Here is a 24,745-nt window from a genome sequence, read left to right on the forward strand (position 1 = left end):
CACGCCAACCGCGTCCTGCGGGCGACTGGAGAGCAGACGATACAGGTACAGCGGGCCGCCGGCTTTCGGACCGGTACCGGACAACCCTTCGCCGCCGAACGGCTGCACGCCGACCACCGCGCCAACCATATTGCGGTTGACGTACAGGTTGCCCACCTTCGCGCTGCCGGTGACCTGGGCGATGGTCTCGTCGATGCGGGTATGCACGCCGAGCGTCAGGCCGTAGCCAGAGGCGTTAATCTGCTCCACCAGTTTGTCCAGCTCGTTACGGTTATAGCGCACCACGTGCAGCACCGGGCCGAAGACCTCTTTTTTCAGCTCGTCGAAGCTATCGAGTTCGATAAGCGTCGGCGGCACAAAGGTCCCGTGGCGCCATTCGCTTGCGTCTTCGCTATTCTCGCGCACCGCCTGGTAGACGGTGCGTCCTTTGGCGCGCATCGCCTGAATATGGCGTTCAATATTCTCTTTCGCTTCCGCATCGATAACCGGGCCGATATCGGTGGTCAGCCGGCCCGGATTGCCCATCCGGCACTCGCTCATGGCGCCGCGCAGCATGGTCAACGTATGGTCGGCGACCTCTTCCTGCAGGCAGAGGACGCGCAGGGCGGAGCAGCGCTGGCCGGCGCTGTCGAACGCGGAAGCCAGGACGTCGATCACCACCTGCTCGGTCAGCGCCGACGAGTCGACGATCATCGCGTTCATCCCGCCGGTTTCGGCGATCAGCGGCGTCGGGCGACCCTGGGGATCGAGGCGGCTGGCAATATTACGCTGCAGCAGCGTCGCCACTTCGGTGGAGCCGGTGAACATCACGCCGCGTACGCGCTCATCGGAGGTTAGCGCGGCGCCCACGGTCTCCCCGCGGCCCGGCAGCAGTTGAATAACGCCCGGTGGCACGCCGGCCTCCAGCAGAATCGCCACGCCCTGGGCGGCGATAAGCGGCGTCTGCTCGGCTGGTTTCGCCAGCACGCTGTTGCCGGCCGCCAGCGCGGCGGCAATCTGGCCGGTGAAGATCGCCAGCGGGAAGTTCCACGGGCTGATACAGACCACCGGGCCCAGCGGGCGGTGGGTTTCATTATCGAAATCGTCGCGCACCTGGCCGGCATAATAGTGCAGGAAGTCGACGGCTTCGCGTACTTCGGCGATGGCGTTGCTGAAGGTTTTACCCGCCTCGCGCACCAGGATCCCCATCAGGGTCGGCATCTGGCTTTCCATCAGCACCGCGGCGCGCTCAAGAATGGCGGCGCGCTCCTGCGGCGGGGTGGCGAACCAGATCGGCGCATTGTTGATAGCGCTGGTCAGCGCCTGCTGCACTTCGGCGTCGCTGGCTTCGCGGACGTAGCCGACGATATCTTTCGGCTCTGCCGGGTTAACCACCGGCTGCATTTCGCCTTCGGCCACTGGCTGCTCCAGCATCGGCAATGCCTGCCATTTATGCAGGGCGCTGTTGAGCAGGGAAGAGGAGAGGGAGGCCAGACGGTGCTCGTTCGCCAGATCGAGGCCGGCGGAGTTGCTGCGGCCGCTGCCGTAGAGATCACGCGGCAGCGGGATTTTCGGATGCGGCAGGCCGGCCTGGCCTTCCTGCTGCGCCAGTTTTTCTACTGCGCTGACCGGGTCGGCCACCAGCTCGTCCAGCGGCAGGGTATTGTCCGCGATACGGTTGACGAAAGAGGTATTGGCGCCGTTTTCCAGCAGACGGCGCACCAGATACGCCAGCAGCGTTTCGTGGGTGCCCACCGGGGCGTAGATCCGGCACGGCCGGTTCAGTTTGCCGTCGGCGACTTTGCCCACCACCTGCTCGTACAGCGGTTCGCCCATGCCGTGCAGGCACTGGAACTCATACTGGCCCGGGTAGTAGTTCTGGCCCGCCAGCTGGTAGATAGCCGCCAGGGTATGGGCGTTGTGGGTAGCGAACTGCGGGTAAATCAGGTTCGGCACCGCCAGTAGCTTCTTCGCGCAGGCGAGGTAGGAGACGTCGGTGTAAACCTTGCGGGTATAGACCGGATAGCCTTCGAGGCCTTCCATCTGCGCGCGTTTGATTTCGCTATCCCAGTAGGCGCCTTTCACCAGACGGATCATCAGGCGACGGCGGCTGCGGGTGGCGAGGTCAATCAGGTAATCAATAACAAACGGACAGCGCTTCTGGTAGGCCTGAATAACAAAGCCGATGCCGTTCCAGCCGGCCAGCTCTGGCTCGAAACAGAGTTTTTCCAGCAGATCGAGGGAGATCTCCAGGCGATCGGCCTCTTCGGCGTCGATGTTGATGCCGATATCGTACTGGCGCGCCAGCAGGGTCAGCGATTTCAGACGCGGGTAAAGCTCTTCCATCACCCGGTCATACTGCGCGCGGCTGTAGCGCGGGTGCAGCGCGGAGAGCTTAATGGAGATGCCCGGCCCTTCATAAATGCCGCGGCCGTTGGAGGCTTTGCCGATGGCGTGGATCGCCTGCTGATAAGAGACCATATAGGCCTGAGCGTCGGCGGCGGTCAGCGCCGCTTCGCCGAGCATATCGTAGGAGTAGCGGAACCCTTTTTCTTCCAGCTTGCGGGCGTTAGCCAGCGCTTCGGCGATGGTTTCGCCGGTGACGAACTGCTCGCCCATCAGGCGCATCGCCATATCCACGCCCTTGCGGATCAGCGGTTCGCCGCTCTTACCGATGATGCGGTTCAGGGAGCGGGAGAGGCTGGTCTCGTTATGGGTCGACACCAGTTTCCCGGTAAACAGCAGCCCCCAGGTGGCGGCGTTGACGAACAACGACGGGCTGCGGCCGATGTGCGACTGCCAGTTGCCGTTGCTGATTTTGTCGCGGATCAGCGCATCGCGGGTGGCTTTATCCGGAATACGCAGCAGGGCTTCCGCCAGGCACATCAGCGCCACCCCTTCCTGTGAGGAGAGGGAGAACTCCTGCAGCAGACTCTGCACCATGCCGGCGCGGCCGCTGGCGGTCTTCTGGTTGCGCAGTTTTTCCGCCAGCTGATACGCCAGCTTGTGCGCCTGTTCGCCCAGCGACTGCGGCAGTCGGGCCTGTTCCAGCAGCATCGGCACCGCGTCGGTTTCCGGGCGACGCCAGGCGGCGGTGATCGCTGCGCGGCTCACCGACTGCGGCAGGATCTGCTCGGCAAATTCGAGGAACGGTTGATACGGCTCTTCCGCCGGTGAACCCGCTTCATCGCTTTCATTGGCGGCGCCGTTCAGAAGCGCCGGCAGCTCAGGCAGCGTCTCATCGTTTTCCAGCTTTTCCAGATAATTGAAGATGGCCTGTTTAATCAGCCAGTGCGGCGTGCGGTCAATACGGCTCGCGGCGGACTTAATGCGCTCGCGAGTTGCGTCGTCAAGCTTAACACCCATGGTGGTGGTGCCCATGCTCAAAACTCCTGTCATTTATCGTTAGGCTTATGCGGTTGCATGGAAATATCCACTATGTTGCAACTTTGTGCAACCCTGTTAATTGTGGCTTGTGACGCAAGCCGTGAAATGGCGGATTTGTTAAAAATAATGCCTAAAATAGCAGAATTTTAACCCCGTGCTCATAGGGTATTTGTATGCGTGAGTTAACACTTTTGTTTGGTGCAACCTTTAAAAACGTGAGAGAGTGCAACCTCTAAAAAAATGACGTTTTGCGCTGTCGGGTTTTCGTGTAAATGCTGTGTTAAATCATTTGTGAAAAACCGAAGCTTCCGTCAGGATACGGTCGCCCAATTAAACAACGCACCATTACCCCGTTCCGGTAGTGGAAAAAAACGACGAAGCGGGATGCTGTCGATAAAAATTCTGGAGACTTTGCATGGCTATTAGCACACCGATGCTGGTGACATTTATTGTTTATATTTTTGGTATGGTTTTAATAGGGTTTATAGCCTGGCGTTCGACCAAAAACTTTGATGATTATATTCTCGGGGGGCGGAGTCTGGGGCCATTTGTGACCGCGCTTTCCGCCGGCGCCTCGGATATGAGCGGCTGGCTGCTGATGGGCCTGCCGGGCGCCATTTTTCTCTCCGGGATTTCCGAAAGCTGGATTGCCATTGGCTTAACGCTGGGGGCGTGGATTAACTGGAAGCTGGTAGCCGGGCGCCTGCGCGTGCATACCGAGGTGAATAATAACGCCCTGACGCTGCCCGATTATTTTACCGGCCGTTTTGAAGATAAAAGCCGGGTGCTGAGAATTATTTCAGCGCTGGTTATTCTGCTGTTCTTTACCATCTATTGTGCATCGGGAATTGTGGCGGGGGCGCGTCTGTTTGAAAGCACCTTCGGCATGAGTTATGAAACCGCACTGTGGGCCGGGGCGGCGGCGACGATTATCTATACCTTCGTCGGCGGTTTCCTCGCCGTCAGCTGGACCGACACCGTGCAGGCCAGCCTGATGATTTTTGCCCTGATCCTCACCCCAGTGATCGTGATTATTTCCGTCGGCGGCTTTGGGGATTCGCTGGAAGTCATTAAGCAAAAGAGCATCGAAAATATCGACATGCTCAAGGGGCTGAACTTCGTGGCAATTATTTCGCTGATGGGCTGGGGGCTGGGCTATTTCGGTCAGCCGCATATTCTGGCACGCTTTATGGCGGCGGATTCGCACCACAGCATCGTCCACGCGCGTCGCATCAGTATGACCTGGATGATCCTGTGCCTGGCGGGCGCGGTGGCGGTCGGCTTCTTTGGGATTGCCTACTTCAATAACAACCCGAGCCTGGCGGGCGCGGTTAATCAGAATGCCGAGCGCGTGTTTATCGAACTGGCGCAAATCCTGTTTAACCCGTGGATTGCCGGGATCCTGTTGTCGGCGATTCTGGCGGCGGTGATGTCCACCCTGAGCTGTCAGTTGCTGGTCTGCTCCAGCGCAATCACCGAAGATTTGTATAAAGCCTTCCTGCGTAAAAACGCCGGCCAGAAAGAGCTGGTGTGGGTGGGCCGTATGATGGTGCTGGTGGTTGCCCTGGTGGCGATTGCCCTGGCGGCCAATCCGGAAAACCGCGTGCTGGGACTGGTGAGCTACGCCTGGGCTGGCTTCGGCGCCGCCTTTGGTCCGGTGGTGCTGTTCTCGGTGATGTGGTCGCGCATGACCCGTAACGGCGCGCTGGCCGGGATGGTGATTGGCGCCCTGACCGTGATCGTCTGGAAGCAGTTTGGCTGGCTGGGCCTGTATGAAATTATTCCGGGCTTTATCTTCGGTAGCCTGGGGATTGTGGTCTTTAGCCTGCTGGATAAAGCGCCGTCGGCCAGCATGCAGCAGCGCTTCGCCGAAGCGGATGCCCATTATCATACGCCGCCGCCGGTACGCGCCACGGCTGAGTAAGGTCATCTGACGCTCACGAGCCCGCCGCTGGCGGGTTTTTTTTGCCTGGTGCCGGGCCGGAATATTATAACCCTTGCTAATTATTTGAAAATCCGCTGATATTTCCTGACTAATAACAATGAGGATAGCAAAGATGACGTTCAGACAGGGTGCAATAGCGCTGGTGCTGGCAGGGTTACTCAGCGGCTGCGTGGCGGGTGGAAGTTCGTCGACCCGCGCGCCGAAGCCCGGCGCCTGCCCGGCGGATCGGTCCATGGTGCAAACCACGCTTTATTTCGGCCTGAGCCGCCCGGCGGGGAAAGACATCACTGCTGAAGAGTGGCAACAGTTTGTCGACCGCGACGTCACGCCGCGCTTTCGCGATGGGCTGACGGTGTTTGATGCCCGCGGCCAGTGGCTTGGCCAGAATGGTCAGGTGGTGCGGGAGCAGAGTAAGGCGCTGATGGTGATCCATGGCAACGATGCGCAGAGCGAGGCCGGTATTGAAGCCCTGCGCCAGGGCTATAAATCACGCTTCGCGCAGGAGTCGGTGATGCGTGTCGACCAGCCGGTCTGCGTGCAGTTCTGAGTAAACGGCGGGGGCAGCCCCGCCGTTTGTCTTACAGCACCAGCCCGGCGAAGCTGGCGGAAAGCAGGCTCACCAGCGTGGCGCTATACACCAGCCGCAGGCCGAAGCGGGAGACGATATTGCCCTGCGGTTCATTCAGGCCTTTGATCGCCCCGGCGATAATGCCGATCGAGGCAAAGTTGGCAAACGACACCAGGAAGACCGAGAGAATGCCGAGCCCGCGCGGCGTCATGCTGGCGGCAATCTTTTGCAGCTCAATCATCGCCACAAATTCGTTAGCGACCAGTTTGGTGGCCATGATGCTGCCGGCGTTCAGCGCATCGCTCAGCGGGATACCGATAAGCCAGGCCAGCGGATAGAAGACGTAGCCGAGGATCTGCTGGAAGCTGAGACCAAACAGGGTAGCGAACAGCGCGTTAATGGCGCTGATCAGGGCGATAAAGCCGATCAGCATCGCCAGAATAATCATCGCCACTTTAAAGCCGGCCAGAATATATTCCCCGAGCATTTCAAAGAAACTCTGCGATTCGTGCAGCTTCTCGAGTTTTATTTCCTGCTCGCTGTCCGGCCGCGTCGGGTTAATCACCGACAGCACGATAAAGGTGCTGAACATATTCAGGATCAGCGCCGCGACGACATATTTGGCATCCAGCATGGTCATATAGGCGCCGACAATCGACAGTGACACGGTCGACATGGCCGTCGCCGCCATGGTGAACAGACGCCGTGAGGAGAGGTCGCCCAGCACGCCTTTGTAGGCGATGAAGTTTTCCGACTGGCCGAGGATCAGCGAACTGACGGCGTTGAAAGATTCCAGCTTACCCATGCCGTTTACCTTCGACAGCAGGGTACCGATGACACGAATGAAAATCGGCAGGATCCGCCAGTGCTGAAGAATACCAATCAGCGCGGAAATAAACACAATCGGACACAGGACGCCCAGGAAAATAAAGGCTAACCCTTTTTCGCTCATGCCGCCAAAGACGAAATTGGTCCCTTCGGCGGCAAAGCCTAACAGTGAAGCAAAAAAGCCGGAGATATTTTTCACCAGCCACAGGCCGCTTTCTGCGTGCAGGAAAAAGAAGGCGAGCGCTATTTCGATAATAATCAACTGGAGAATGTAACGAATACGAATATTTTGTCTGTCGTAGCTGACAAGCCAGGCCAGGGCGAGGATCACCACCAGCGCCAGCAGGAAATGAAAAAATGCAGTCATGTTGTTCTTTTCGCAGGTCAATAAGGCCGCCATTTAGCCATAGCCGCCGCCACGGGTAAATATCTGGCGTAAAAAATCCTTTGCTTATTCTTTACCCTCATAACAGGCGAATATTTTCGTAAGTCATTATTTGCCAGCGATTTATTTACAGATAGTCATCATTCTCTAAACATTTCGCTTGTGTTTCTGAGTATTGTAATGATAATCACTATCATAAATATTACCTGTTTTTGCATTCGTTGACGGTGCTTTACATTTAAGGGTATTGGCATGTTTGTCCCATTTCTCATTATGTTACGCGAAGGCCTTGAGGCGGCGCTGATTGTCAGCCTGATCGCCAGCTATCTGAAACGCACCCAGCGCGGCAACTGGATTGGCGTGATGTGGATTGGCGTGATCCTCGCGGCGGCGCTGTGTCTTGGCTTAGGCATTTTTATCAACGAAACCACCGGGGAATTTCCTCAGCGCGAACAGGAGTTGTTCGAGGGGATCGTCGCGGTCATCGCGGTGGTGATCCTGACCTGGATGGTCTTCTGGATGCGCAATGTCTCGCGCAACGTTAAACAGCAACTGGAGCAGGCCGTGGACAAGGCGCTGCAGCGCGGTAATCACCATGGCTGGGCGCTGGTGATGATGGTCTTTTTCGCCGTTGCCCGTGAGGGGCTGGAGTCGGTCTTCTTTCTGCTGGCGGCATTCCAGCAGGATGTCGGCATCTGGCCGCCGCTGGGGGCGCTGCTGGGCCTGGCCACGGCAATCGTGCTGGGCTTCCTGCTCTACTGGGGCGGTATCCGCCTTAACCTCGGCGTGTTCTTCAAATGGACCAGCCTGTTTATTTTGCTGGTGGCCGCTGGCCTGGCCGCGGGGGCGATCCGCGCCTTCCACGAGGCTGGCCTGTGGAACCTGTTCCAGGATACGGCCTTCGATCTGAGCAACGTGCTGTCGACGCATACGCTGTTCGGCACACTGCTTGAAGGGATCTTCGGCTACCAGGAGACCCCGAGCGTTAGCGAAGTGGCGGTCTATCTGCTTTATCTGATCCCGGCGCTGGTGCTGTTTGCCCTGCCGCCGCGGAATAATACCACTGCCTCGCGGGCTGCCTGACCGGGCGCTGCGAGCTTATAAGCGACACTCTACTTACCGAAAGGGATGATCATGATGATTCATTTTCGCCGTAATGCGCTGCGGGCGACCGTGGCCGCGCTGCTCAGCTCTGCATTGGGTGCTCAGGCTGCGGATATCCCGCAGGTCAAAGTCACCGTCAACGACAAGCAGTGCGAGCCGATGCAGGTGACCGTTAAAGCGGGTAAAACCCAGTTTATTATTCAGAACCATAGCCAGAAAGCTCTGGAGTGGGAAATTCTGAAAGGGGTCATGGTGGTGGAAGAGCGTGAGAACATCGCGCCGGGCTTTACCCAAAAGCTCACCGCTAACCTGCAGCCAGGCGAATATGATATGACCTGCGGCCTGCTCACCAACCCGAAAGGGAAACTGATTGTCACCGGCGAAGCAACCAAAGACGCGGCGAAAGCGGATGCGGTGCTGAGCCTCGGCGACGCGATCACCGCTTACAAAGCCTATGTGACGGCGGAAACCGCGCAGCTGGTCAGCGGTACCAAAGCCTTTACCGACGCGGTGAAAGCGGGCGACATCGAAAAAGCGAAAGCGCTGTACGCCCCGACGCGCCAGCATTACGAGCGCATTGAGCCGATTGCCGAGCTGTTCTCTGACCTTGACGGCAGCATCGACGCCCGCGAAGACGACTTCGAGAAAAAAGCGGAAGATCCGAAATTCACCGGTTTCCACCGTCTGGAAAAGGCGCTGTTTGGCGATAACAGCGTCAAGGGGATGGAAAAATATGCCGATCAGCTGAACAGCGATGTGCTGGAGCTGCAAAAACGCATCAGCGAGCTGGCGTTCCCACCGTCAAAAGTGGTGGGCGGGGCGGCAGGATTAATTGAGGAAGTCGCAGCCAGCAAGATCAGCGGCGAAGAAGATCGTTACAGCCACACCGACCTGTGGGACTTCCAGGCCAACATTGACGGCGCACAGAAAATCGTCGACCTGCTGCGTCCGCAGTTGCAAAAAGAGAACAGCGCGCTGCTGGCGAAAGTGGACGCCAACTTTAAGAAAGTGGACAGCATCCTCAGCAAATATCGCACCAAAGACGGTTTCGAGACCTACGATAAGCTGACCACCGCTGACCGTAATGCGCTGAAAGGGCCGATCACCACCCTGGCGGAAGATCTGGCTCAGCTGCGCGGGATCCTGGGTCTGGACTAAGTCGATGGCACAACAGAAACCACACGACGTGAACGAGCCGTCACGTCGTCGCTTACTGAAAGGGATCGGCGCGCTTGGCGGCGCGCTGGCCATCACCGGCGGCTGCCCGGTGGCGCATGCGGCAAAAGCAGAAAGTTCCCCGGGGACGCTCACACCCGACGCCCGTCAGGAAAAACAGCCCTTCTACGGCCCGCATCAGGCGGGCATCCTGACGCCGCAGCAGGCCTCGATGATGCTGGTGGCGTTCGATGTGCTGGCGTCAGATAAAGCTGACCTCGAGCGTCTGTTTCGGCTGCTGACCCAGCGTATCGCCTTTTTAACCCAGGGCGGCCCGGCGCCGGATACGCCGAATCCCCGGCTGCCGCCGATGGATTCCGGCATCTTAGGGGCGTGGATTGCACCGGATAACCTGACCATGACCGTCTCGGTTGGCCATTCACTGTTTGATGAGCGTTTTGGCCTGGCGGATAAAGCGCCGAAAAAACTGCAGCCGATGACCCGCTTCCCCAACGATTCACTGGATGCCGCCCTGTGCCATGGCGACCTGCTGCTGCAGATCTGCGCCAATACTCAGGATACGGTGATCCACGCCCTGCGCGATGTCATCAAACATACGCCGGATCTGCTGAGTGTGCGCTGGAAGCGGGAAGGGTTTATCTCCGACAGCGCGGCGCGCAGTAAAGGCAAAGAGACCCCGATCAACCTGCTGGGATTCAAGGACGGCACCGCTAACCCGCCGAGCCACGACAGCGCGCTGATGGATAAAGTCGTGTGGGTGACAGCCGATCAGGACGAGCCGGCCTGGACCGTGGGCGGCAGCTATCAGGCGGCGCGCATCATCCAGTTTCACGTGGAGTTCTGGGATCGGACGCCGCTGAAAGAGCAGCAGACGATCTTTGGCCGCGACAAGCACAGCGGTGCGCCGCTGGGGATGAAAAACGAACACGATACCCCGGATTACAGCAAAGATCCTGGCGGCGAAACGATCGCGCTGGATAGCCATATTCGTCTGGCCAATCCTCGCACGCCGGAAACCCAGTCCAGCCTGATGATGCGCCGCGGCTACAGCTATTCGCTGGGCGTCACTAACGCCGGACAACTGGATATGGGGCTGTTATTCGTTTGCTATCAGCACGATCTGGAAAAGGGTTTTCTGACGGTGCAGAAACGGCTTAACGGCGAGGCGCTGGAGGAGTACGTCAAACCCATCGGCGGGGGCTACTTCTTTGTTTTACCCGGCGTAGTTGATGAAAAACACTATCTGGGAGAGTCGCTGCTGCAGGCCTGATACCGACCCTGTCCGTGAGGGCAGGGCGTTTTCTGCTGTTTTTCTCTTTTTTATTATATTTCCTGCCATGTGTTATATTTCTGTAATACAAATGACCGATAGTCTCCTACACTTGCTTAAGAACTATTTGTTGCGTCATTGTGAAAAATAAGTTGCATTAAGAATCTTTTTTGATGTACTTATTACATACGCGGTAGTTCCCGGCAGTGTGACGTTTCACTATGGAGATCGCGAATGGTAAGGTCCCGTACCGGACAACGTAAAACCACAGACCGTACTCTTCAGCACGGAAGCCCCGCTTCCGGCAGCGATTTTCTTACTCTTTCTCCCTCCGCTTCGAATTATTACCACCTTGGCAGGGTACGCGGTGCGCGTAGCCGCGACTCGTTGTCAGTTCTACCGGCAAGCAATGGCTTACAAGGAAGCCAAACCTCAATCGTTCGTGCGCATAGTCGCGTCGATGTTGACGCGTGTGATGTAAACCTACAACGCAAGGTGCTATCCATGGGAAGACAAAAAGCAGTGATCAAAGCTCGTCGTGAAGCAAAACGTGTGCTGAGACGGGATTCACGTAGCCATAAACAGCGTGAAGAAGAATCGGTCACATCGCTTGTGCAAATGAGTGGCGTAGAAGCAATTGGCATGGCGCGGGACAGCCGTGATACTTCCCCAATTGAGGCGCGCAATGAAGCTCAGGCGCATTATCTGAATGCCATCGACAATAAACAGCTGATTTTCGCCACCGGCGAAGCCGGATGCGGCAAGACCTGGATCAGTGCGGCGAAGGCAGCTGAAGCACTGATCCATAAGGATGTGGACAGAATTATTGTTACCCGTCCCGTTCTGCAGGCCGATGAAGATCTTGGCTTCTTACCGGGAGATATCGCCGAGAAGTTCGCGCCCTATTTCCGACCGGTTTACGACGTGCTGGTGAAAAGGTTGGGGGCTTCCTTTATGCAGTACTGCCTGCGTCCGGAAATCGGCAAGGTGGAAATCGCGCCGTTCGCCTATATGCGCGGACGTACCTTTGAAAATGCGGTGGTGATTCTGGACGAGGCCCAGAACGTGACCGCTGCGCAAATGAAGATGTTTTTAACCCGCCTCGGGGAGAACGTGACGGTCATCGTCAATGGCGATATCACCCAGTGCGATTTGCCCTCTGGTGTGAGGTCTGGCCTGAGTGATGCGCTGGCGCGTTTTGAGGAAGACGAGATGATCGGCATCGTGCGTTTCACCACCGATGACTGCGTGCGCTCGGCTCTCTGCCAGCGGACGCTGAAAGCCTATTATTAATCGTCATACTGTGAGCAAGGCCCGGGCTAGCCCGGGCTTTGTTGTTTTTGGGCATCCTCCCGGCGGCGCTGCGCTTAGCCGGGCTACCTGGCGGGTACGGTCTGGTAGCCGGGGGAGGCATTGCTGCCGACCCCGGGGATGTCTGCGGTGCCACAAGCGAAAAAAAAGTCCGTACATGCGTACGAGCTCTTCTTAAAATATGGCGGTGAGGGGGGATTGACTCGCTTCGCTCGCCGTTACTCGGCCCATCCATGGGCCTCGCCCCTGCGGGGCCAACGCAGGCGTTGTTCAAAAACGCTCCCGGCGTTTTTGTCGGGGCAGCCCGCTCGCAGGCTCGCGGTCTGTCCAACTGGCTGCGCCAGTTGTCGAACCCCGGTCGGGGGTTCTCATCCCCCCAGCAGGTGCTACATGCGAAAAAAAAGCCCGTACTTGCGTACGAGCTCTTCTTAAAATATGGCGGTGAGGGGGGGATTGACTCGCTTCGCTCGCCCCTGCGGGGCAGCCCGCTCGCAGGCTCGCGGTCTGTCCAACTGGCTGCGCCAGTTGTCGAACCCCGGTCGGGGGTTCTCATCCCCCCAGCGGAGAATATAAAAGAAAAGAGCCCGTACTTGCGTACAGGCTCTCATCTTGAATATGGCGGTGAGGGGGGGATTCGAACCCCCGATACGTTGCCGTATACACACTTTCCAGGCGTGCTCCTTCAGCCACTCGGACACCTCACCATATTGTCTTTCCCGTTGTTGTCGGGAACGGGCGCTAATGTAGGGAAATACGTATCGCCCGTCAATCAACTTTTTGCAAAAAAAGCGCGTTTAGACAAACTTCGAGCAACTTGCTCCTTAAACGTGCGAAATCCGTTTTTTTTGTCGCCAGTGCCTTTTCCCTTTTCGCTCGGGGGAAATTTGTTATGCTGGCAAACCAATAGAAAACAATGAGTAAAATAAGACGCCAGCGTCAATCGGCCAAAGGCGTCTGCTATCAGGAGCCCCTATGGAGATTATTTTTTACCATCAGACCTTTGATACCCCATTCTGGATCCGTGAGCTGGAAAAACAGTTACCCGGGGCGCGGGTGCGCGAGTGGAAAGCGGGTGACAACCAGCCGGCGGACTATGCCCTGGTCTGGCATCCACCGGTAGAGATGCTGCAGGGCCGGGCGCTGAAGGCCGTGTTTGCCCTCGGGGCGGGGGTAGATTCTATTCTCAGCAAGCTGCGTGACCATCCGGATATGCTGCCGCTGTCGATCCCGCTGTTTCGCCTCGAAGATACCGGTATGGGACGGCAGATGCAGGAGTATGCCGTGAGCCAGGTGCTGCACTGGTTCCGCCGCTTTGATGACTATCAGGCGCTGAAGCTGGCTTCCCGCTGGCAGCCGCTGCCCGAGTATCGCGCCGACGAATTCACTGTCGGGATTATGGGCGCCGGCGTGTTGGGGGCGAAGGTTGCGGAAAGTCTGCAACCCTGGGGGTTCCCGCTTCGCGTCTGGAGCCGTAGCCGCAAATCCTGGCCACAGGTACAGAGCTTCGCCGGTCAGGCCGAACTGGGCGAATTCCTGCAGGGCACTCGCGTGCTGATCAACCTGCTGCCGAATACCGCCGAAACTGCCGGTATTATTAACCAAACGCTGCTGGCGCAGTTGCCGGATGAGAGCTATGTCCTCAACCTTGCTCGCGGCGTGCATGTCGTTGAAGAGGATCTGCTGGCGGCGCTGAACAGCGGTAAGCTCAAAGGGGCGATGCTCGATGTCTTCAGTCGCGAACCGCTGCCGCAGGAGAGCCCGCTATGGGCACATCCGCGGGTGGCCATGACCCCCCATGTGGCGGCAGTGACCCGTCCAATGGAAGCTATCACCTACATTGCGGAGACCATTAGCCGGCTTGAGCGAGGGGAACCGGTAAGCGGTCAGGTTGACCGCCAGCGCGGTTATTAAGACGAGAGAACCCCGCCACGGCGGGGTTTTTGCTAATCAATAGCCCGGTTTCCTGCTATTCTTGCGGCAAACAGAAGAGGAGAATGTGATGTATCCCGTTGACCTGCACATGCATACCGTCGCCAGCACCCACGCCTACAGCACCCTGCACGATTATATTGCGGAAGCAAAGCGTAAAGGGATCAAACTCTTCGCCATCACCGACCATGGCCCGGATATGGCGGATGCCCCGCACTACTGGCACTTCGTTAATATGCGCATCTGGCCCCGTCTGGTAGACGGGGTGGGGATCCTGCGCGGTATTGAGTCGAATATTAAAAATATCGAAGGTGAGATCGACTGCTCCGGGCCGATGTTAACCTCGCTTGATCTGATCATTGCCGGATTCCATGAGCCGGTGTTCCCGCCGCAGGATCGAGACACCCATACGCAGGCGATGATTGCCGCGATGGCCAGCGGTAAGGTGCATATGATTAGCCATCCGGGTAATCCGAAATTCCCGGTGGATATCCCGGCTATTGCCGAAGCGGCGGCCCGCTATCAGGTGGCGCTGGAGATTAATAACTCCTCTTTTATTTCATCGCGCGTGGGCAGTGAAGATAACTGTCGAGCTATCGCTGCGGCGGTGCGTGATGCCGGGGGATGGGTGGCGCTGGGCTCGGACTCTCACACTGCCTTTACCCTCGGGGAATTTACCGAATGCCGCAAGATCCTTGATGCGGTCGATTTCCCGGAGGAGAGGATCCTCAACGTTTCTCCGCGTCGCCTGCTCAACTTCCTCGAGTCGCGGGGCATGCCGGCGATCCCGGAATTTGCTGACCTTTAATTTGTATAACTGGAATAACTGAATGAACGAGTTTTCAATCCTCTGCCGCGTGCTGGGTTCGCTGTATTACCGTCAACCGCAGGACCTGCTGCTGGTGCCGCTGTTTACCCTGATCCGTGAGGGCAAACTGGCTGCCAGCTGGCCGCTTGAGCAGGATGAACTGCTGGCGCGTCTGCAGAAAAGCTGTGAGATGCAGTCCCTGGCGACGGACTATAATGCGCTGTTCGTCGGTGAAGCCTGCAGCGTGCCGCCGTACCGTAGCGCGTGGGTGGAGGGTTCCTCGGAAGCAGAAGTACGGGCTTTTATGAGCGAACACGGTATCCCGACAGGGGAAGGTCCGGCGGATCATCTCGGATCGCTGCTGTTGGCCGCCTCCTGGCTGGAGGATCATGCTACAGAAGACCAGAGCGAGACGCTGGAGCTTCTGTTTGCTGACTATATCCTGCCATGGTGCGGGACGATGCTGGGCAAAGTCGAAGCCCATGCGCACACGCCATTCTGGCGCACCATGGCGCCATTGACCCGCGACGCCATCGCCGCGATGTGGGACGAGCTTCAGGAAGAAGATGAGCAATAATATGTGATTTTAATCACTATTTGAATGCAACTGAAATTAGGTTCATTCATATACTGTGTTTTAGATCTCATTCTTCCGGCGCGTATCTGCTAGGATACGCGCCATGAACATACTCTTCGCAATCGCATTAACGACGGGCATTCTCTCCGGAATTTGGGGATGGGTGGCGGTCGCTCTCGGCCTGCTGAGCTGGGCCGGTTTCCTCGGCTGTACGGCCTATTTCGCCTGCCCGCAGGGCGGTCTGAAAGGTCTGGCCATCTCCTCGTGCACGGTAATGAGCGGCGTGGTCTGGGCATTAGTGATTATCCACGGTAGCGCACTGGCCCCGCAGCTGCAGATCCTCAGCTATATGATGACCGGTATCGTCGCCTTCCTGATGTGCATTCAGGCGCGACAGACATTGCTGTCGTTTGTACCGGGCACCTTTATCGGCGCCTGCGCGACTTTTGCGGCAGACGGCGACTGGCGCCTGGTGGTGCCCTCCCTGGCGTTGGGTCTGGTTTTTGGCTATGCCATGAAGAATAGTGGCCTGTGGCTGGCGGCCCGCGCGGGCAAACATAAATCGTTCGCTAATGACAACGCCTGACTGGCGAAACAGCAGACTCAACAGGACCCTTAGGGTCCTGTTTTTTTTAGCTTCCCGTCGCCAGGGCTGAGGGATAATCTTGCTCCCGGGGGCGGGAATGCCCTAGTATCGGCAGAAAGCCGTATCCACGCGCTATGCCGACAGGAGGAGAAATGGCTGTTCAACCTGAGGTAATTCTCGGCGATATTACGACGCTTGAAGTCGATGTGATTGTTAATGCGGCAAACCCCTCGCTGCTGGGCGGCGGCGGGGTAGATGGCGCGATCCACCGGGCGGCCGGCCCGGCGCTGCTGGCGGCTTGCAAACAGGTATTGCAGCAGCAGGGCGAATGTCCTCCCGGTCACGCGGTGATCACTATTGCGGGCGATCTTCCCGCCAGCGCGGTGATCCACACCGTGGGCCCGGTCTGGCACGGCGGCGACCGCATGGAAGCGCAAACCCTGGCGGATGCTTACAAAAACAGTCTGAAGCTGGCCGCGGCAAACAACTATCGCTCCATTGCGTTTCCGGCGATCAGCACCGGCGTGTATGGCTATCCAAAAGAGGAAGCGGCGGAGATCGCCGTGCGCACCGTCACCGCGTTTCTCACTCGCTATAACCCCCTTGAGCGCGTCCTGTTCGTCTGTTTTGATGAGGAAACGGCGGCTATCTATCGCCGCCTGCTGGCGTCATACCCCTGATCCAGCAGAATAGGCTATGATAACCGCCGGTATTGACGGGAAAGATGGATAGCAGGAGGGAGCAGGGTGTCAGAAGGAAAAGTACAGCAGAAGCAGCAGGCGCGCCGCGCAGAGATCGTTGCCGCTGCGCAAAGGTGTTTTGCTGAAAAGGGGCTGCATGGCGCTTCCGTTGCCGATATTGCCCGCGAGGCGGGCCTGAGCGTTGGTCAGCTGTATCGTATTTTTGCCAGCAAAGAGGCGATCATCGAAGCGATTGTCAGCGAAATCGTCCACGCCAGGGTCGGGGAGATGATCGATGAGAACCACAATCTGGCGCGCAAAGCGGCGGTGCTGGCCGGCAGGATCCCGACGTCGGCAGCCACCAAAAGCGACAATTATCTGCTGATGGAGATCAACGCCGAAGCCTCGCGTAACCCACGCTTGCGCGAGATCCTGGTGCAGGCCGATCGGCGTTTGAAAGAGGAAGGAGGACGTCTGTCGCAGCGCTACCATCCCGGGCTCAGCGATGCGCGACGCAATGCCGCATCAGAGCTCATCGCCGTTCTGACCGAGGGGGCCGCCTATCGCTGTGAGCTGAGCGCCTCGACCCCGGTCGATAAGGCAGATTTAGAAGCTCTGTATAATATGATTTTCGACCGGCTTTTTGACGAGCAGGCGTAATGCGACACGCCTGGCGTGCCGCACCCGCGGCAAATTAGCTGGCCGAAGCCGGGGTTTTGGCCGGTTTGTTCATCGGTTTACCGGAGAACAGGAAACGCAGCAGCGGAATGCGCAGATGAATTTCATACAGGATCAGCGCGATACCCACCACAAAAACCAGCCCGACAATAAAGCCTAAGGTATTGGACTTGATGGCCGGGGTGATCCACGCCCCGTACAGTAGCGTCAGCGGGTGGTGCACCAGGTAAATAAACAGCGAGGCATTGACGAAATAGGTCACGCGCGCTGACTGGAAGTTCAGCAGTCGATGGCCGAGCGAAAAGACCACATTGACCATCCACAGCCCCAACACCATAGTAATCACCGATTCGGTTTCATACATCCAGCCGTCGCCGGACCCATACTGCTGATTCAGTCGATAGGCGATAAACCCGAGCAGCGCTGCGGCGCAGCACCACGGCGATGGAGTGGTGAACATGGTCTTTAAGCGTGGATTAATAAAGGTCTGCGCGCCCAGCACAAAGAAGGGCAGATAGAACAGCGTCTGCATCACCACAAAGTTAAACAGACCATTGCTCAGCAGGGGCGGATAGAGCAGGAACAAGGACCGGCGGATCAGCGCATAAAAGACCCCCAGCGCGAGGAAAATCATCGTCAGCTGGCCCATGGTGACAGTGTCACTGAAGGCGAGGCCGTGGCCAGCCGGACGGCGCGTCAGCCATTTAAACAGCACCACCCCCAGCGAGGTCAGCACCACCAGAACCAGTAAAAACCACAGGTGGGAAATGAGCTCCCAGGCCAGGGTATTAAATTTGTCGTACATCGAAAGGGTATGCCAGTTTTCCGCCTTGCCGTTGACGTATTGCAGCATAATAAATTGCGGCAGCGTCAGCAGTGGGATGGCGGTCAGCATCGGAATACCGACCCGTTCAACGCGCACTTTCCACCATTTTTTCAGCGGGTAGCGCAGGAACAGCATGTAGGAGAAATAGCCGGAGATGACGAAAAAGACCTGCATGCGAAAGGCATGGATGAAGTCATTAAACAGCGTCAACCACCACGAGGGTTCGGCGCTGTTGACATGCCAGCTGTGGCTGGAATAAATCAGCGAAATGTGGAAAGGGATCCCCAGCAGCATCAACCAGGCGCGGATGCTGTCGAAGAAATATTCACGCTGTACCGGAGTATTATTCATACGATTCACGACAATCTCAGATAATTCGTCTTATCACTCAAGGTGATAACGCTTACATTATCAGCAACCCTACATGAACTCGGGGTATCTGTCTCCAGGATAAGCACTCAAAGTGCAAACGGGACAGCGAACTGTTTATTCCCTGTGCCGCCAGGCTGAACAAAGCAGGGATTATGTTGTCGGATTGCCTGAGTTTCCATTAAAATAGATCGGATCGATTTAAGCACACAAAGGGGGAAGTGCTTACTTATATGAAACATAAACCACAGATGATGAAAATGCGTTGGTTAAGCGCAGCCGTAATGTTGTCCCTGTGTACTTCATCTGCATGGGCGTTTAGCATTGATGACGTTGCAAAAGAGGCCAAAACGTTAGCCGGGAAAGGCTATGAAGCGCCGAAGAGTAACCTGCCCTCCGCTTTCCGCGACATGAAATACGCGGACTACCAGCAAATTCAGTTTAATCACGATAAAGCTTACTGGAATAACCAGAAAACCCCATTCAAGCTTGAATTTTACCATCAGGGGATGTACTTCGACACGCCGGTCACCATCAATGAAGTGACGGCGACCAGCGTGCGCAAAATTAAATATAGTCCGGACTATTTCAACTTTGGTAACGTCCAGCACGATAAAGACACGGTGAAAGACCTCGGTTTCGCCGGCTTCAAAGTACTGTATCCGATCAACAGCAAAGATAAGAACGATGAAATCGTCAGCATGCTCGGTGCCAGCTACTTCCGCGTGCTGGGTCAGGGTCAGGTTTACGGTCTGTCCGCGCGTGGTCTGGCTATCGATACCGCGCTGCCGTCCGGCGAAGAGTTCCCGCGTTTTCGTGAGTTCTGGATCGAACGTCCAAAAGCCACTGACAAGCGTCTGACTATCTATGCACTGCTGGATTCCCCACGGGCAACCGGCGCCTATCGCTTTGTCATCATGCCGGGACGCGACACCGTCGTGGACGTCCAGTCCAAAGTTTACCTGCGTGACAAAGTCGGCAAACTGGGTGTGGCGCCGCTGACCAGCATGTTCCTGTTCGGTTCCAACCAGCCTTCTCCGACGCTCAACTATCGTCCGGCGCTGCACGACTCCAATGGTCTGTCTATCCTGGCCGGTAACGGCGAGTGGATCTGGCGTCCGCTGAACAATCCGAAACACCTGGCTGTCAGCAGCTATGCGATGGAAAACCCGCAAGGGTTTGGCCTGCTGCAGCGCGGCCGTCAGTTCTCGCGCTTCGAGGATCTCGACGATCGTTATGACCTGCGTCCAAGCGCCTGGATCACCCCGAAAGGGGACTGGGGCAAAGGGAAAATCGAGCTGGTTGAAATTCCGACCAACGATGAAACGAACGATAACATCGTGACTTACTGGACGCCGGATCAGCTGCCGGAGCCGGGCAAGGAGATGAACTTCAAATACACCATCACCTTCAGCCGCGATGAAGACAAGCTGCATGCGCCAGATAACGCTTACGTTATGCAGACCCGCCGCTCTACCGGCGACGTGAAGCAGTCGAACCTGATCCGTCAGCCGGACGGTACGGTTGCCTTCATTGTCGACTTCACCGGCGCCGATATGAAGAAACTGCCAGCGGATACCCCGGTCGCTGCTCAGGCGAGCACCGGCGATAACGCGGAAATCGTTGAAAATACCGTGCGTTACAATCCAGTGACCAAAGGCTGGCGGATGATCCTGCGTTTGAAGGTCAAAGATCCGAAGAAAACGACGGAAATGCGTGCCGCACTGGTTAACGGTGATGACACGTTGAGCGAAACCTGGAGCTATCAGCTGCCTGCCAATGAATAAGATAACGAAGTACATTGACGCATTGCCGCTGTCGGACGCCGAAAAATCGGCGCTGCCGGACACCAGTCTGCAGGCCGTTCATCAGGCCCTGGATGACGAACATCAGACCTTCGCTCGCGAAGACGACTCTCCGCTGGGGTCGGTGAAGGCGCGTCTGGCGCACAGCTGGCCGGATTCGCTTTCTGGCGATCAACTGGTGAAGGATGACGAAGGTCGTACCCAGCTGCATGCTATGCCGAAAGCCAGGCGTTCCTCGATGATCCCGGACCCGTGGCGGACTAACCCGGTCGGCCGCTTCTGGGATCGTCTGCGCGGCCGCGATGTCACGCCGCGCTATCTCTCCCGCCTGACGCAAGAAGAGCGCGAGAGTGAGCAAAAATGGCGTACCGTCGGCACCATTCGTCGCTACATCCTGCTGCTGCTGACGCTGTCGCAGACCGTGGTGGCCACCTGGTATATGAAAACCATTCTGCCTTATCAGGGCTGGGCGCTGATCAACCCGGCCGACATGGTGGGGCAGAACCTGTGGATCTCGTTCATGCAGCTGCTGCCGTACGTGTTGCAGAGCGGCATTCTGATCCTCTTCGCGGTGCTGTTCTGCTGGGTTTCCGCCGGCTTCTGGACTGCGTTAATGGGCTTTCTGCAGCTGTTGATTGGCCGCGACAAGTACAGTATTTCCGCCTCGACGGTTGGTGACGAACCGTTGAACCCGGCGCACCGTACGGCGCTTATTATGCCGATCTGTAACGAAGACGTTGACCGCGTTTTCGCCGGGTTGCGGGCGACCTGGGAGTCGGTGAAAGCGACCGGTAACGCCGCTCATTTCGACGTCTATATTCTCAGCGACAGCTATAACCCCGATATCTGTGTGGCTGAGCAAAAGGCGTGGATGGAGCTGATTGCCGAAGTGCAGGGCGAAGGGCAGATTTTCTATCGTCGTCGCCGTCGTCGCGTGAAGCGTAAGAGCGGCAACATCGATGATTTCTGCCGCCGCTGGGGCAGCAAGTACAGCTATATGGTGGTGCTGGACGCAGACTCGGTGATGACCGGCGAGTGTCTGAGCAGCCTGGTGCGCCTGATGGAAGCGAACCCGAACGCCGGGATCATCCAGTCATCCCCGCGCGCTTCGGGCATGGACACGCTGTATGCGCGTTGCCAGCAGTTTGCCACCCGGGTGTACGGTCCGCTGTTTACGGCCGGTCTGCACTTCTGGCAGCTGGGGGAGTCCCACTACTGGGGACACAACGCCATTATCCGCGTGAAGCCGTTCATCGAGCACTGCGCGCTGGCGCCGCTGCCGGGCGAGGGTAACTTTGCCGGGTCGATTCTGTCGCACGACTTCGTCGAAGCCGCGCTAATGCGCCGTGCCGGCTGGGGGGTGTGGATTGCCTACGATCTGCCGGGCTCCTATGAGGAGCTGCCGCCGAACCTGCTGGACGAGCTGAAACGCGACCGTCGCTGGTGTCAGGGCAACCTGATGAACTTCCGCCTGTTCCTCGTCAGAGGGATGCACCCGGTTCACCGGGCGGTGTTCCTCACCGGCGTGATGTCGTACCTGTCGGCGCCGCTGTGGTTTATGTTCCTTGCCCTGTCGACGGCGCTACAGGTGGTGCATGCCCTGACCGAGCCGCAGTACTTCCTGCAGCCGCGTCAGCTGTTCCCGGTGTGGCCGCAGTGGCGTCCAGAGCTGGCCATCGCGCTGTTCGCTTCGACCATGGTGCTGCTGTTCCTGCCGAAGCTGCTGAGTATTATTCTGGTGTGGTGTAAAGGGCCGAAAGAGTATGGCGGATTTATCCGCGTCACGCTTTCTCTGCTGCTGGAGGTCCTGTTCTCGGTCCTGCTGGCGCCGGTTCGCATGCTGTTCCACACCGTCTTCGTGGTCAGCGCCTTCCTCGGCTGGGAAGTGGTGTGGAATTCGCCGCAGCGTGATGATGACTCCACGCCGTGGGGAGAAGCCTTTATGCGTCACGGCTCGCAGCTGCTGCTGGGGCTGGTATGGGCAGTCGGAATGGCATGGCTGGATCTGCGCTTCCTGTTCTGGCTGGCGCCGATCGTCGTCTCGCTGATCCTGTCGCCGTTCGTGTCGGCGATCTCCAGCCGGGCGACCGTGGGCCTGCGCACCAAGCGCTGGAAGCTGTTCCTGATCCCGGAAGAGTATTCGCCGCCGCAGGTGCTCAAGGATACCGACGCGTACCTGACGCTGAACCGTCAGCGTTCACTGGACGATGGCTTTATGCACGCGGTATTCAATCCGTCGTTTAACGCCCTCGCCACGGCGATGGCCACCGCGCGCCACCGTCATGGTCATATCCTTGAGATCGCTCGCGAGCGCCACGTTGAGCAGGCGCTGAACGAAACGCCGGATAAGCTGAACCGCGATCGTCGACTGGTGCTGTTGAGCGACCCGGTGACCATGTCGCGTCTGCACTATCGCGTCTGGGCCGCGCCGGAGAAATATTCATCGTGGGTCAACGCCTATCAGCAGTTAGCGCTTAACCCGCTGGCGCTGAAAACGAAATAAGCCGTACGTAAAGGAAAATACCGGCAGCGATGCCGGTATTTTTTTATCTGAAACACGAGGTTGTGAATGCGAATATTATCGATCATTGCCATGGCGCTGCTGCTGAGCGGCTGCGGCAGCATTATCAGCCGGACGGTGCCCGGGCAGGGGCATGGCAATCAATATTACCCGGGCGTGCAGTGGGACGTTCGCGACTCGGCATGGCGCTATCTCACCGTTCTGGACCTTCCGTTCTCGCTGGTGTTCGATACGCTGCTGCTGCCGCTGGATGCCAGCCACGGGCCCTATAACTGATTAGCGCTCGTCCCACTCGTCGGCCGCCGTCTGTCCCTCTTCGGTGTCCAGCGAGGGCTCGAGCTGGAATTCGCCTTCATCCCACTCATGGAGGGTATTTTCCTCCAGCCACTCCTGGCGCAGCTCTATCTCATCATAATCCCCGTCGAAAACGCTCTGCGCAGCTTCGCCGCTGAGCATCGGTAAACATTCGCCTTGTTCGTCTTCGTCAGCAAAAAATTCGGCCTGCCAGGCGATATCGCCATCCTGCAGCACATACTTTTGAATATTAAGCTGCTCAACGTTAGCGCTCTCTTCATCGCTGTCAGGATTATTGGCGAGAAATTCTTCGCGTGCTGCATCAATAGCTTCTTCGAGCGTGGCATAGAACATCGAATCCTTTGGCATAGCGAATCTCCTGAGAAGAATATGAATTGAACACGATTCAATCTATAGAAGGCGGTAGCCAAAGCGTCAAGGGGCTGGGCCCCTCTGGACATTAATTTACTGAATGGCGGTCAGGCTGCGAGGCTTCCGCGGCAGGTCGGCGCAGGCTGAGGGTAGAATAAATGGCGTTAAAGAGCACCACGCCCGCGGTGACCAGGAATACCGCGCGGAAACCGTAGTTGGCGGACACCGAGGCGCCTATCAGGGGGCCGGTGACGTTGCCAATATCGCGGAACGACTGGTTATAGCTAAAGATACGCCCGGAGATCTGGCTGGTGGAATTATACACCAGCAGGGTTTGCACTGCCGGCAGCAGTGCCCCGTCTGCCGCGCCGAGCAGGAAACGCAGGATACCCAGCTGCAGTGGGGTCTGAACGAACGACATCGGGATCAGCAATAGCACAGAGATAATTAGCGCGACGATGAGGATCTTTTCCGGCCCGATACGATCCCCGAGCCTGCCCAGCCGCGGGGCGCTCATCAGCGCGGCTATTCCCGGCACCGAGGCGATCATCCCGCTAATAAAGGCGATGTTACTGACGTTGCCCGCGAGATCGCGCACGTAAAGCGTCAGAATCGGCGCAATGGAGCCGGTGGCCACCTGGATGATCAGCGAGGTCACAAACAGGCTGAGCACCAGCTTGGGATTCTGTAGCGAGGAGAAAACCTCTCTGGCGCTGAGCATCTCTTTTTTGGCGATCGGCACAAAATTTTCACGGATTAAAAACAGGGTAAACAGGAAGCAGATAAACAGCACCGCCGCGGTCATAAAGAAGACGGTGCGCAGGCCCCAGTGGTCGGCCAGGAAGCCACCCGCCAGCGGGCCGAGCAGGGCGCCGCTCACCGCGCCGGTTGACAGCGTGCCCAGCGCCCAGCCGCTTTTGTGGCGCGGGATCTGGGTGGCAATCAGGGCGTTGGCGTTGGGAATAAAGCCGCCCAGCAGGCCGAGCAGTGCGCGTAGCAGCAGAAACTGCCAGATATTCTGTGCCATCCCCATCAGCATCATCACTACGGACATTCCGAGGGCGGAACGCAGCAGCATAATTTTTCGTCCTTTGCGGTCAGCAAGACCGCCCCAGAACGGTGAGGCAATGGCGGAGAAGAGGAAGGTGATACTAAAGACCAGCCCGGACCACATGTTCAGCGCGCTATGCCCGGTGACCCCGAGCTGTTCGACATAGAGTGGCAGAAAGGGCATAACCAGACTGAAGGCGGCGCCCGTTAAAAAGCAGCCGAGCCAGGTCACGGTCAGATTTTGTTTCCAGTTAATAGGGGTATCAGCAGAGGACATAGGGTTCCACTGGCCTGCGC

Annotated in this window: 20 protein-coding genes and 1 tRNA gene; 15 read left to right on the plus strand and 6 right to left on the minus strand. The window is 57.6% G+C overall.

From position 1 onward, the window contains the following. Positions 1 to 3,360: trifunctional transcriptional regulator/proline dehydrogenase/L-glutamate gamma-semialdehyde dehydrogenase (gene putA, locus HMPREF3096_RS25190; protein ID WP_228704811.1), on the minus strand; the 3,360-nt coding region annotated here is incomplete at its 3' end. Positions 3,361 to 3,781: 421 nt separating this feature from the next. Here putA and putP point away from each other — a divergent pair. Together putP and HMPREF3096_RS25200 are read left to right on the plus strand one after the other, a co-directional pair. Next, positions 3,782 to 5,290: a sodium/proline symporter PutP gene (gene putP, locus HMPREF3096_RS25195; protein ID WP_008805945.1), complete on the plus strand. Its 1,509-nt coding sequence runs from the start codon at positions 3,782 to 3,784 to the stop codon at positions 5,288 to 5,290. Positions 5,291 to 5,423: 133 nt separating this feature from the next. Continuing rightward, complete coding sequence (locus tag HMPREF3096_RS25200) at positions 5,424 to 5,858, plus strand: DUF3574 domain-containing protein (RefSeq protein ID WP_032729931.1); 435 nt, start codon at positions 5,424 to 5,426, stop codon at positions 5,856 to 5,858. 31 nt (positions 5,859 to 5,889) lie between these two features. Here HMPREF3096_RS25200 and HMPREF3096_RS25205 read toward each other — a convergent pair whose 3' ends face one another. After that, complete coding sequence (locus tag HMPREF3096_RS25205) at positions 5,890 to 7,074, minus strand: NupC/NupG family nucleoside CNT transporter (protein ID WP_012968585.1); 1,185 nt, start codon at positions 7,072 to 7,074, stop codon at positions 5,890 to 5,892. A 270-nt stretch (positions 7,075 to 7,344) separates the two neighbouring features. Between HMPREF3096_RS25205 and efeU the strand changes: the two genes are divergently transcribed. The 4 genes from efeU to phoH all read left to right on the plus strand — a co-directional run bounded on the left by efeU (position 7,345) and on the right by phoH (position 11,935). After that, positions 7,345 to 8,175: an iron uptake transporter permease EfeU gene (gene efeU / locus HMPREF3096_RS25210; protein ID WP_008805948.1), complete on the plus strand. Its 831-nt coding sequence runs from the start codon at positions 7,345 to 7,347 to the stop codon at positions 8,173 to 8,175. A 51-nt stretch (positions 8,176 to 8,226) separates the two neighbouring features. Beyond that, complete coding sequence (gene efeO / locus HMPREF3096_RS25215; protein ID WP_008805949.1) at positions 8,227 to 9,354, plus strand: iron uptake system protein EfeO; 1,128 nt, start codon at positions 8,227 to 8,229, stop codon at positions 9,352 to 9,354. A 4-nt stretch (positions 9,355 to 9,358) separates the two neighbouring features. Continuing rightward, complete coding sequence (gene efeB, locus HMPREF3096_RS25220) at positions 9,359 to 10,642, plus strand: iron uptake transporter deferrochelatase/peroxidase subunit (protein ID WP_032729933.1); 1,284 nt, start codon at positions 9,359 to 9,361, stop codon at positions 10,640 to 10,642. Positions 10,643 to 11,146: 504 nt separating this feature from the next. Continuing rightward, positions 11,147 to 11,935 (plus strand): phosphate starvation-inducible protein PhoH, encoded by a 789-nt coding sequence (phoH, locus tag HMPREF3096_RS25225; RefSeq protein ID WP_002898923.1) that lies wholly within the window; start codon positions 11,147 to 11,149, stop codon positions 11,933 to 11,935. A gap of 634 nt (positions 11,936 to 12,569) precedes the next feature. On the opposite strand, the gene HMPREF3096_RS25230 is transcribed toward phoH, so the two are convergent. After that, a tRNA-Ser gene (locus HMPREF3096_RS25230) sits at positions 12,570 to 12,657 on the minus strand. Positions 12,658 to 12,925: 268 nt separating this feature from the next. Between HMPREF3096_RS25230 and ghrA the strand changes: the two genes are divergently transcribed. The 6 genes from ghrA to HMPREF3096_RS25260 all read left to right on the plus strand — a co-directional run bounded on the left by ghrA (position 12,926) and on the right by HMPREF3096_RS25260 (position 17,193). Next, entirely contained in the window at positions 12,926 to 13,864 is a 939-nt protein-coding gene (gene ghrA / locus HMPREF3096_RS25235; protein ID WP_008805955.1) for a glyoxylate/hydroxypyruvate reductase GhrA, read from the plus strand. A gap of 88 nt (positions 13,865 to 13,952) precedes the next feature. Next, complete coding sequence (locus HMPREF3096_RS25240) at positions 13,953 to 14,690, plus strand: phosphatase (RefSeq protein ID WP_008805956.1); 738 nt, start codon at positions 13,953 to 13,955, stop codon at positions 14,688 to 14,690. Positions 14,691 to 14,712: 22 nt separating this feature from the next. Then, a complete protein-coding gene (locus HMPREF3096_RS25245; protein ID WP_070544661.1) occupies positions 14,713 to 15,267 on the plus strand; it encodes a TorD/DmsD family molecular chaperone in 555 nt (184 codons plus the stop codon). Between the two features lie 103 nt (positions 15,268 to 15,370). Then, positions 15,371 to 15,853 (plus strand): DUF1097 domain-containing protein, encoded by a 483-nt coding sequence (locus tag HMPREF3096_RS25250; protein ID WP_008805958.1) that lies wholly within the window; start codon positions 15,371 to 15,373, stop codon positions 15,851 to 15,853. 152 nt (positions 15,854 to 16,005) lie between these two features. After that, positions 16,006 to 16,533: an O-acetyl-ADP-ribose deacetylase gene (gene ymdB / locus HMPREF3096_RS25255; protein WP_070544662.1), complete on the plus strand. Its 528-nt coding sequence runs from the start codon at positions 16,006 to 16,008 to the stop codon at positions 16,531 to 16,533. 66 nt (positions 16,534 to 16,599) lie between these two features. Next, the gene (locus HMPREF3096_RS25260) at positions 16,600 to 17,193 is read left to right on the plus strand and encodes a TetR/AcrR family transcriptional regulator (protein ID WP_012968582.1); all 594 of its coding nucleotides are present in this window, start codon (positions 16,600 to 16,602) and stop codon (positions 17,191 to 17,193) included. A 34-nt stretch (positions 17,194 to 17,227) separates the two neighbouring features. Here the strand turns inward: HMPREF3096_RS25260 and mdoC are convergent, their stop codons facing one another. Beyond that, complete coding sequence (gene mdoC, locus HMPREF3096_RS25265; protein ID WP_012968581.1) at positions 17,228 to 18,388, minus strand: glucans biosynthesis protein MdoC; 1,161 nt, start codon at positions 18,386 to 18,388, stop codon at positions 17,228 to 17,230. A 251-nt stretch (positions 18,389 to 18,639) separates the two neighbouring features. On the opposite strand from mdoC, the gene mdoG reads away from it, so the two are divergent. The 3 genes from mdoG (at position 18,640) to HMPREF3096_RS25280 (ending at position 23,008) form a co-directional block, all read left to right on the plus strand. Further along, positions 18,640 to 20,193 carry a glucans biosynthesis protein MdoG gene (gene mdoG / locus HMPREF3096_RS25270; RefSeq protein ID WP_012968580.1) on the plus strand — a complete coding sequence of 518 codons (1,554 nt, stop codon included), beginning with the start codon at positions 18,640 to 18,642 and terminating at the stop codon, positions 20,191 to 20,193. Then, the gene (mdoH, locus tag HMPREF3096_RS25275; protein ID WP_032729944.1) at positions 20,186 to 22,714 is read left to right on the plus strand and encodes a glucans biosynthesis glucosyltransferase MdoH; all 2,529 of its coding nucleotides are present in this window, start codon (positions 20,186 to 20,188) and stop codon (positions 22,712 to 22,714) included. The genes mdoG and mdoH overlap by 8 nt, the downstream gene beginning before the upstream one ends. A gap of 66 nt (positions 22,715 to 22,780) precedes the next feature. Further along, complete coding sequence (locus tag HMPREF3096_RS25280) at positions 22,781 to 23,008, plus strand: YceK/YidQ family lipoprotein (RefSeq protein ID WP_008805964.1); 228 nt, start codon at positions 22,781 to 22,783, stop codon at positions 23,006 to 23,008. Here HMPREF3096_RS25280 and HMPREF3096_RS25285 read toward each other — a convergent pair whose 3' ends face one another. Together HMPREF3096_RS25285 and mdtG are read right to left on the minus strand one after the other, a co-directional pair. Next, the gene (locus HMPREF3096_RS25285; RefSeq protein WP_012542251.1) at positions 23,009 to 23,395 is read right to left on the minus strand and encodes a MysB family protein; all 387 of its coding nucleotides are present in this window, start codon (positions 23,393 to 23,395) and stop codon (positions 23,009 to 23,011) included. Between the two features lie 91 nt (positions 23,396 to 23,486). After that, positions 23,487 to 24,725 (minus strand): multidrug efflux MFS transporter MdtG, encoded by a 1,239-nt coding sequence (gene mdtG, locus HMPREF3096_RS25290; RefSeq protein WP_008805966.1) that lies wholly within the window; start codon positions 24,723 to 24,725, stop codon positions 23,487 to 23,489. Positions 24,726 to 24,745 lie beyond the last annotated feature (20 nt).

The organism is Klebsiella sp. HMSC25G12 (assembly GCF_001807705.1).
Taxonomy (GTDB): Bacteria; Pseudomonadota; Gammaproteobacteria; order Enterobacterales; family Enterobacteriaceae; genus Klebsiella; species Klebsiella variicola.

What these genes read in the sequence shown, in the direction of transcription:
- putP (WP_008805945.1), top strand. Translation starts at nt 3,782, where the DNA reads ATGGCTATTAGCACACCGATGCTGGTGACATTTATTGTTTATATTTTT.
- HMPREF3096_RS25200 (WP_032729931.1), top strand. Translation starts at nt 5,424, where the DNA reads ATGACGTTCAGACAGGGTGCAATAGCGCTGGTGCTGGCAGGGTTACTC.
- HMPREF3096_RS25205 (WP_012968585.1), bottom strand. Translation starts at nt 7,074, where the DNA reads ATGACTGCATTTTTTCATTTCCTGCTGGCGCTGGTGGTGATCCTCGCC.
- efeU (WP_008805948.1), top strand. Translation starts at nt 7,345, where the DNA reads ATGTTTGTCCCATTTCTCATTATGTTACGCGAAGGCCTTGAGGCGGCG.
- efeO (WP_008805949.1), top strand. Translation starts at nt 8,227, where the DNA reads ATGATGATTCATTTTCGCCGTAATGCGCTGCGGGCGACCGTGGCCGCG.
- efeB (WP_032729933.1), top strand. Translation starts at nt 9,359, where the DNA reads ATGGCACAACAGAAACCACACGACGTGAACGAGCCGTCACGTCGTCGC.
- phoH (WP_002898923.1), top strand. Translation starts at nt 11,147, where the DNA reads ATGGGAAGACAAAAAGCAGTGATCAAAGCTCGTCGTGAAGCAAAACGT.
- ghrA (WP_008805955.1), top strand. Translation starts at nt 12,926, where the DNA reads ATGGAGATTATTTTTTACCATCAGACCTTTGATACCCCATTCTGGATC.
- HMPREF3096_RS25240 (WP_008805956.1), top strand. Translation starts at nt 13,953, where the DNA reads ATGTATCCCGTTGACCTGCACATGCATACCGTCGCCAGCACCCACGCC.
- HMPREF3096_RS25245 (WP_070544661.1), top strand. Translation starts at nt 14,713, where the DNA reads ATGAACGAGTTTTCAATCCTCTGCCGCGTGCTGGGTTCGCTGTATTAC.
- HMPREF3096_RS25250 (WP_008805958.1), top strand. Translation starts at nt 15,371, where the DNA reads ATGAACATACTCTTCGCAATCGCATTAACGACGGGCATTCTCTCCGGA.
- ymdB (WP_070544662.1), top strand. Translation starts at nt 16,006, where the DNA reads ATGGCTGTTCAACCTGAGGTAATTCTCGGCGATATTACGACGCTTGAA.
- mdoC (WP_012968581.1), bottom strand. Translation starts at nt 18,388, where the DNA reads ATGAATAATACTCCGGTACAGCGTGAATATTTCTTCGACAGCATCCGC.
- mdoG (WP_012968580.1), top strand. Translation starts at nt 18,640, where the DNA reads ATGAAACATAAACCACAGATGATGAAAATGCGTTGGTTAAGCGCAGCC.
- mdoH (WP_032729944.1), top strand. Translation starts at nt 20,186, where the DNA reads ATGAATAAGATAACGAAGTACATTGACGCATTGCCGCTGTCGGACGCC.
- HMPREF3096_RS25280 (WP_008805964.1), top strand. Translation starts at nt 22,781, where the DNA reads ATGCGAATATTATCGATCATTGCCATGGCGCTGCTGCTGAGCGGCTGC.
- HMPREF3096_RS25285 (WP_012542251.1), bottom strand. Translation starts at nt 23,395, where the DNA reads ATGCCAAAGGATTCGATGTTCTATGCCACGCTCGAAGAAGCTATTGAT.
- mdtG (WP_008805966.1), bottom strand. Translation starts at nt 24,725, where the DNA reads ATGTCCTCTGCTGATACCCCTATTAACTGGAAACAAAATCTGACCGTG.